An 8,094-nucleotide genomic window follows, 5' to 3' on the forward strand; every position below is an offset into this window, starting at 1 on the left:
CGCCCTCCCGGCAGGCCCGGGGCAGACGTAATGAGCTTTTACTTTTGCCGGCTGGAGTCCAAATATGACCACGCATAAGTCGGACGTTGAGGGCGGAGCCGACGTAAAGCGGTGGATGCGCCAGGAGCAGGGCGGCGAGCAAGTTGATTCCCCAGCCACGCCGGTGCCTGAGGGCGGTGTCGACCTGTCGCTTGAATCCCCCAGGAAGGCTAATGTTCTGCAAGTCGGCGAGATCATGGTTTTGCCGAGCGATGATCGCAGCAAGCGAGAAAAAGGGGAGCACAAACGGATCGCCGAAGAGTTTCGAATGATCAAGCGCCCGTTGCTGATAAATGCCTTTGGGCGAAGGCCGGATGGGTCGTCCCCATACAACCTCATCAGGGTGTCAAGGCCCGTGCAGAGCGAGGGAAAGACGTTCGTCTCTCTAAATCTCGCCGCCTCAATGACACTGGAACTAGATTGCTGGGTGCTGCTCATCGACGGCGATGTCGCCAAGCCGGGGTTGTCGCGCCGCCTGAACCTCGGTGACGCTCCAGGGCTCATTGAGCATCTTGATGAAGGCGTGGATCTAGCCGAGCTGATCCGCCCCACCGATATTCCGAAGCTGTCCATATTGCCTGCGGGGCAGCGCCACCGACAAGCCACCGAGCTGCTGTCAAGCCAGAACATGCGGCGCCTGTTGCATGATGTCGCGACCCGCTATCCGGACAGAATCGTTCTTTTCGATTCCCCGCCGGTGTTGGCGACAAGTGAGGCGCCTGTACTCGCGTCGCTGATGGGGCAGATTGTCATCGTGGTCGAGCACGAAGCGACGCCGCAGGGGCTGGTCAAGGAAACGTTGGCGCAGATCGGCCGTACCGGCAACGTGTACATGCTGCTGAACAAGTGTAAGAGCACGCTGTTCTCCGGGAAGTATGGCTACCAGTACGGCTATGGGTACGGCTATGGCTATGGCTATGGCTATGGCTATGGTTACAACGGTGATTATGGTGCCGAGCGGGACGATTAACTTCAGCGCCCGCTCCTGAACACGATGAATTCTGCCCTGATTCGGTTGTGGCTGACGGCTGCTCTGGTGCTGCTGCCCGTGACAGAGACGCTGGCCTCGTGGCGGGGCAATACGGGGCTGCGTGCGAGCGCAATCCTATCAGACAACATTTTTCTGGATTCGGACGACGGCGAGTCGGGCAGCGTGCTCCAGGTTCGGCCATATATCAACTCGTCGCGCAGGGGCAGCCGTGTCGATTCTCGGCTGAGTTATGGCCCTGCCTTTGTCTGGTACCCGGCGCACTCCGAGCTCAACGATATCCGGCACACCCTTTCCGCGCGCCTCAGTGCAGAGCTGATTGAGCGCTACTTTTTTGTGGACGTGCGCGCGGATGCGAATCAGGCCTTGATTGACCCGCGGGTCAATAGTGGGTTTGATAGGTTCGCGAACCCCGACGCATTCACGCAGCGGGCTTCGCTCCGGGTAACGCCGCGCGTACGTTTACCTATTCTCGGAGGGCGCTTCGCCACGGTACGCATCGAGCCTGGGCTCGGCTACGAGCTCACTGCGTCGACAGCGGACGACGGCGATGGTTTTCGCACCCCAACGCGTGACACACGGGTGCGTATTACCAGTGGTCCCATGTTTACAAATGCCCCTTGGTCTCTGAATTGGCGGCGTCAGGTGTTTGACGCTGACACTGATCAGGGCGTCGGGGAACTTTACGGTCGCGTTGGTTATGTGTTCAGTCCGAGGTATCGTCTTGATCTGATCCTGGGTTATGACGAAAGCCGTGATGCTTTTCGGACTGGCGGCGGGGACACGGACGGTTTTCGCTGGGAGACCATCTTTCGCTGGACACCGAACACGCGGGCAAGGTTCGAGTTTGGAATGGGTGAGCGTTATTTCGGCGAAACCTACCGTTTCAACGGGACATATCGGCACAAGCGTTGGGCGTTCCGGGCGCGTTATGACGTAACCATCCAATCGGCTGTAACTGAACTCCAGCAAGAGGAAGTCGTGCCCGTTAGGGATTTGTTCGGTAATCCCATTCCAGATCCTTTCGCAACCGATGAAATCTTGACCGCTACGGTTACTACGCCCGTGTTGGTGGATGATACCTTTTTGCGTGACCGCTTAGAACTGCACTCCGCGTACAGAAAGGGCCGGAATGCCGCATCGGTGCGTTGGTGGGTGACTCGGCGCGAGTACGACCAACGCGATCTGGACACCTTGGATAACCAGGTCCGTTTTCAGTTTTCCCGGCGATTGTCCACACGCCTTACTGCAAGCGCGAGTGTAGATCTCTGGGATCATAGTGAGGACAACCCGAACGCTTTTGATTTTTTTCAAGACGAACTGAATTTGGGACTATCGTATCGCGTGGGCCCGCAGGCGAGCTTGGGGGCACGCATCGGTCGACTCAAGCGCGACGTTGACGGCGAGGCCGACGATTTCTCGGAGCACCGTTTGTCTATGGATTTTAATGTCCGCTTCTGAGTGGGAGGGATCGGTACGGACAAGGCCTTTGGAGCCATTGCAATGCCAAAAAGCGTGATGTGCGTCGTGGGGGCGCGGCCAAACTTCATGAAAATTGCGCCGCTGATGCGGCAAATCAAGACCTCGGCCGCGCTAGAGGCGTATTTGGTCCACACTGGACAGCATTACGATGCGGCCATGAAGACCACCTTTTTCGAGCAGTTGCAGATTCCAGAGCCGGACGAGGACCTTGGAGTCGGATCGGGATCGCACGCTGTCCAGACTGCAGAGATCATGCAGCGGTTCGAGCCCGTGGTGGACACGCAGGCCCCCGATGCGGTGCTGGTTGTAGGTGACGTAAACTCGACTGTCGCGTGCGCGCTCGTTGCGGCCAAGAAAGGATTGCCGATCATCCATGTTGAAGCGGGTCTACGGAGCTTTGACAGGCGGATGCCGGAGGAAGTGAACCGGGTCTTGACCGACCAAATGTCGGATCTGCTCTTCACGACCGAGCGCCAGGCGCTGGAGAATCTGCGGCGCGAGGGTATTGATCCACAACGCGTTCACTTTGTCGGCAATGTGATGATCGACACGCTCCTGGAGAATCTCGGGCGTGCGCCGAGTGTGGCGGCGGTGCTTGATGCCGTCGGCGTGGGGCCTGCGCTCGAAGGTGAACGCTTTGGCGTCGTCACCCTGCACCGGCCTTCAAACGTTGACGAGCCGGCGGTGCTGCAGCGCTTGCTGCAGACGCTGTTGGAGCTGTCCGGCGAGCTGCCCTTGCTGTTCCCTTTGCATCCGAGGACTTCGGCGCGACTCGAGTCGGCCGGGCTCATGGATATGGCGCAGTCCGCCTTCACCCTGTTGCCGCCGTTGGACTACTTGCAGATGTTAGCGCTACTGCAGCATGCGACACTGGTACTGACTGATTCAGGGGGCATCCAGGAAGAAACCACTGCTCTTGGCGTACCATGCCTCACGCTGCGCGACAACACAGAGCGTCCCATTACCGTGACCGAGGGCACCAACTCCATCGTCGGCTCAGATCCCGAGCGGATTCTCGCCACGGCCCGGGATGTGCTGAAAGATGGTGGCAAAGCGGGTCGTATCCCGGAGCTTTGGGATGGACGGGCAGCGGGGCGGATCGTCGAGCGTATCGACCACTGGTTTCGCACTATTCATTAGGGAGCTGTTCTAGCCGGCCCCCGGGGGACCTACACCATGACACTGGCTGCCGACGCCCCGTCTCGGCGCGACGGGTCCACTGCGGATGCCGCGATAGCAGTCGGCCCCGATGCACAAGCGATACCAGGGTCGAACCCCGTCAACGCCATGAGCGTAGACGTTGAAGACTATTTTCAGGTGTCTGCGTTCGAGGGCCACATTCGTCGTGAGGATTGGGAGCGATTGCCGAGGCGCGTCGAGGGCAATGTCGATCGTATCCTGGCTCTGTTCGATGCTTACAGGATCAAAGCAACCTTTTTCACCTTAGGCTGGATTGCAGAGCGTCATCCGATGATGGTGCGACGCATTGTGGACGGCGGACACGAATTAGCGAGCCATGGTTTCGCCCACGTGCGAGTCACGGAGCTGGACGAGTATCAATTCCGTGCCGATGTGACCCGGACAAAGAGCCTGCTTGAGGATATTGGCGGCCAGGAAGTCCTAGGCTATCGCGCCCCTAGCTACTCAATCGGTGCGGATAACCTGTGGGCGCTGCGTGTGTTGGAAGAGACCGGTCACCGCTACTCTTCCAGTATCTACCCGATCCGTCATGACCTCTACGGTATGCCGGAGGCACCGCGCTTTTGTTTTCGCCCACGGGTCTGCGACCGGTTGCTGGAGGTGCCCGTAACTACCGTCGCATACGGGGAGCGCAAATTCCCTTGCGGTGGCGGCGGTTACTTTCGATTGTTCCCCTACGCCTACTCGCGTTGGGCGCTTCGTCGGGTGAATCGGCGAGATCGCCAATCCGCGGTTTTTTACTTTCACCCCTGGGAGATCGATCCCGCGCAGCCCATGCAGCGAAATCTCGGCCTGAAAACCCGAGTGCGGCACTATCTCAACCTGGGCCGAATGGAGCCTCGCCTGCACCGCCTTGCCCGGGATTTCCTCTGGTCACGCATGGATCGGCTGTTCCTGTCGCTGCAGGGCAGTTCCGGTGTCGATGTCTACTGAGCTTCGCGTTACCGAGCTCCGTCCGGAAGACCGAGCCGACTGGGACGCTTTCGTCGCTGCGCATCCTCAGGCGACTTTCTGCCATAGGAGTGGATGGCACGATGCAGTGAGTGCCGGACTGGGCCTTCGTCCGCATTTTCTCTTGGCGCGTCGCGGTACCGAAGTGCAGGCCATTCTGCCGCTCGCAGAGATCAGGAGTTGGCTTTTCGGTCACACTTTGGTCTCTACGCCCGGATGCGTCTACGGCGGAGCTTTGGCGAGCGATGTCTCCGCCCGCCGGGCGGTGACGCAGCATGCGTGCGCACTTGCGGAGCGGTTGGGTGTGGACGCGCTGGAGTTGCGCAACGAACATCCCCTGGAATTGGGCTGGCCCACCAAAGACGCACTTTATGTCACGTTTCGGAAGGCCATCACAGACGATGACGAGGCAAATCTCAAGGACATCCCGCGCAAGCAGCGGGCGATGGTCCGCAAGGGCATTAAGCTCGGGCTTCGGAGCGAACAGACGACGGACGTGGCCCGCTTCTACGCGATCTACGCCGAGAGTGTGCGCAACCTCGGCACGCCGGTATTCCCGCGGCGCTGGTTCGAAACCCTATACCGTGTCTTCGCTGATGTCTGTGAGCTCTCCATCGTCACCCATAACGGAGCCGATATCGCCGGTGTCATGAGCTTCTTCCACGCCGACACCGTTCTGCCTTATTACGGAGGCAGTCGACCGGCTGCACGCTTGTTGTACGGTAACGACTTCATGTACTGGGATCTCATGTCACGTGCAGCTCAGCGTGGCATCCGCATCTTCGACTACGGCCGCAGTAAGCGCGGTACTGGTGCTTTCAGCTTCAAGAAAAACTGGGGGTTCGAGCCACAACCTTTGCACTATCAATACCATCTGGTGAAGAGCCGTGCGGTCCCGGACGTCAACCCGAACAATCCCAAGTACAAATATTTCATCGCCGGCTGGAAGCGTCTGCCCTTGTCGGTTGCGAACCGGATTGGTCCGATACTTGCGCGTAACCTCGCCTGAGGCCGTGTGGTGATACTGCAGGCCGCCTCCTCGTCGTTGCAGCCTCGTGAGGCTCGCGATGTCCCTGATCTGCTGCTGTTGTGTCATCGCATTCCTTATCCGCCCGATAAGGGCGACAAGATACGGTCATATCGCTGGTTGATGGCGCTCGCGCAGCAGTATCGGGTCCACCTCGGTGCGTTCGTCGACGACGCAAGCGACTGGGCGCATCTTGAGCAACTGCGATGCCTTTGCGCGGAGATTTGCCTTCGGCCGCTGCCGCCGCTGCGCGCGAGGCTGCGAGGATTGTCGGCCTTGTTTACAGGCGGACCTTTAACGGTGGCCTGCTACAGGGATCATCACATGGCGGCTTGGGTCGACGGTTTGGCTGCCCGCCGGCATCTCTCCCACGTCGTCGTCTTCTCCTCGGCCATGGCACAATATGCGCCATTGCGCAGAGACGGCCGCGGTCCGCGGTGTGTCCTCGACTTCGTCGATGTGGATGCGGACAAATGGGCCCAATTCGCACGGCGCAGCCGATGGCCGATGGCTTGGCTGTACGCGAGGGAGTCGCGCACGTTGCTTTCGCATGACTCGCGCGTCGCGCAGGCTAGCGCTGCCAGTCTGTTCGTGTCGGCGCCGGAGACAGCGCTTTTCAAGGAGCTGAGTGGCGTCGAGACACCGCTAACTGCGGTGCCGAACGGTGTGGACGTGACTTACTTCGCGCCCTGCTCGGCGCGCCCAAGCCCCTTCGCGGACGACGCCACCGCCATTGTGTTCACCGGTGCCATGGACTACTGGGCGAACATCGACGCCGTGCGGTGGTTTGCCGCCGCCGTGTGGCCATTACTGCGCGAGCGCCACCCCCATCTACGCTTTTATGTGGTCGGTGCGCGGCCGAGCCGGCAGGTTCGTGCCCTTGCGTGTGACGACATTGTGGTCAGCGGTCGCGTGCCGGACGTGCGGCCCTATTTGCAGCATGCTGCCGCGGTGGTGGCGCCAATGCGCATCGCCCGCGGGATCCAGAACAAACTGCTGGAAGGCATGGCGATGGCCAGACCGGTGGTCACCACCTCCATGGGCCTACAGGGCCTCGATGCCGTTCCCGGGCGCCATCTGCTTGTTGCGGACGAGCCGATGGCGATGGCAGATGGGATCAGCGCGATCCTCCACGGGGCATATGGCGATCTCGGTGTAAGGGCCCGTGGCCTCGTTTGCGACCAATACGATTGGCCGGCTGCGATGGCGCGGTTTCTCGCGGTCGTAGCAGGGGATAAAGCGATAGCAGAGCTAAGTGCATGAATGACATGCGAGAGGATACGTCTATTCTCGGTACCGAGGCTGTCGGCACCACACGCAGCTGGGTCGACACTTGGGGGCCGGGCGTGCTGGTACTCCTGGTGGCCGTGAGCCTTGTGACCGTCTCATTCCACCACACCGCCTGGTCCATCGTCTCCATCTGGGAGCGCTCGGAGACCTACGCGCACGGCTATCTCATCATCCCCATCAGCCTCTGGTTGGTTTGGGAGAAGCGCACGGGCCTCAGCCAGCTGGCCCCGCAACCGACGCCTTGGCCGCTGCTGCTCTTCATGCCGCTCGGCTTTGGCTGGCTGCTCGGTAATCTGGTTGACACTCTGGTGGTGCAGCAATTCGCCTATGTCGGTCTGCTTGTGGTCTCCATCTGGGCGGTGCTGGGGCATCGGGTCACCCGATATCTGCTCTTCCCGATTCTATTCCTGTTCTTTGGCGTACCGGTGGGCGAGGGCCTGGTTTATCCCATGATGAACTTCACGGCCGATTTCACGGTCGGCATGCTGAAGCTCACGGGTATCCCGGTCTATCGTGAGGGTACCTTCTTTACCATCCCAAGCGGCCAGTGGTCGGTGGTTGAGGCATGCAGCGGCATGCGGTATCTCATCGCTTCGGTGACCCTGGGCGTGCTGTTCGCCTACCTTACCTACACGCTGTGGTGGAAGCGGTTGCTCTTTGTGGTCTTTTCCATCTTCGTGCCCATCATTGCGAACGGCTTTCGCGCTTACATGATCGTGATGATCGGTCATCTGAGCGACATGAAGCTCGCGGTGGGCGTGGACCATCTGATCTACGGCTGGGTCTTCTTCGGGATCATCATCACGATTATGTTCCTGGTGGGCAGCATCTGGCGTGACCCGGCCGCGGCGCTGCCGCAGCCGGCGCCGAGCCGCGTGCAGCCGATCGACCGCCGGGGGGCCTTGCGACTCCTGTCCGTGATGGCGGTGGCGGCGCTGTTCTGGCCCGTGGCGGCATGGGCGCTGTCCGACCACGGCGGCAAAGTGGCACCGGTGGAGGTGCAGGCACCGCGGGCGCCGGGCTGGACACTCATGCCGGGTGCGGACCTGTGGGATTGACGACCGCGCGTGGTGGGTACCGACGGTAGCCTCTACTCCTTCTACGAGGCGGCGGGCGA

The 8,094-nt window shown here is 60.5% G+C and carries 7 protein-coding genes; all 7 read left to right on the plus strand.

Going from position 1 to position 8,094, the window contains the following annotated elements:
- The first annotated feature begins 64 nt into the window (after positions 1-64).
- Positions 65-1,009, plus strand: coding sequence for an XrtA-associated tyrosine autokinase (locus I6U14_RS14515; protein ID WP_296900230.1), 945 nt, complete (start codon positions 65-67; stop codon positions 1,007-1,009).
- A 24-nt stretch (positions 1,010-1,033) separates the two neighbouring features.
- Entirely contained in the window at positions 1,034-2,488 is a 1,455-nt protein-coding gene (locus tag I6U14_RS14520; protein WP_296900231.1) for a TIGR03016 family PEP-CTERM system-associated outer membrane protein, read from the plus strand.
- A gap of 42 nt (positions 2,489-2,530) precedes the next feature.
- On the plus strand, positions 2,531-3,649 hold the full coding sequence (gene wecB / locus I6U14_RS14525) for a non-hydrolyzing UDP-N-acetylglucosamine 2-epimerase (RefSeq protein ID WP_296900232.1): 1,119 nt from the start codon (positions 2,531-2,533) through the stop codon (positions 3,647-3,649).
- Positions 3,650-3,796: 147 nt separating this feature from the next.
- A complete protein-coding gene (locus tag I6U14_RS14530) occupies positions 3,797-4,642 on the plus strand; it encodes an XrtA system polysaccharide deacetylase (RefSeq protein WP_296900233.1) in 846 nt (281 codons plus the stop codon).
- Positions 4,632-5,669, plus strand: a complete 1,038-nt coding sequence (locus tag I6U14_RS14535) for a FemAB family XrtA/PEP-CTERM system-associated protein (RefSeq protein WP_296900234.1) — start codon at positions 4,632-4,634, stop codon at positions 5,667-5,669. The genes I6U14_RS14530 and I6U14_RS14535 overlap by 11 nt, the downstream gene beginning before the upstream one ends.
- A 6-nt stretch (positions 5,670-5,675) precedes the next feature.
- The gene (locus I6U14_RS14540) at positions 5,676-6,950 is read left to right on the plus strand and encodes a TIGR03087 family PEP-CTERM/XrtA system glycosyltransferase (protein ID WP_296900235.1); all 1,275 of its coding nucleotides are present in this window, start codon (positions 5,676-5,678) and stop codon (positions 6,948-6,950) included.
- Positions 6,947-8,035, plus strand: coding sequence for an exosortase A (xrtA, locus tag I6U14_RS14545; protein ID WP_296900236.1), 1,089 nt, complete (start codon positions 6,947-6,949; stop codon positions 8,033-8,035). Before I6U14_RS14540 ends, xrtA begins: the two co-directional genes overlap by 4 nt.
- The last annotated feature ends 59 nt before the right edge of the window (positions 8,036-8,094 follow it).

Source organism: Thiohalocapsa sp. (assembly GCF_019695415.1).
In the GTDB taxonomy this organism is placed as follows: Bacteria; Pseudomonadota; Gammaproteobacteria; order Chromatiales; family Chromatiaceae; genus Thiohalocapsa.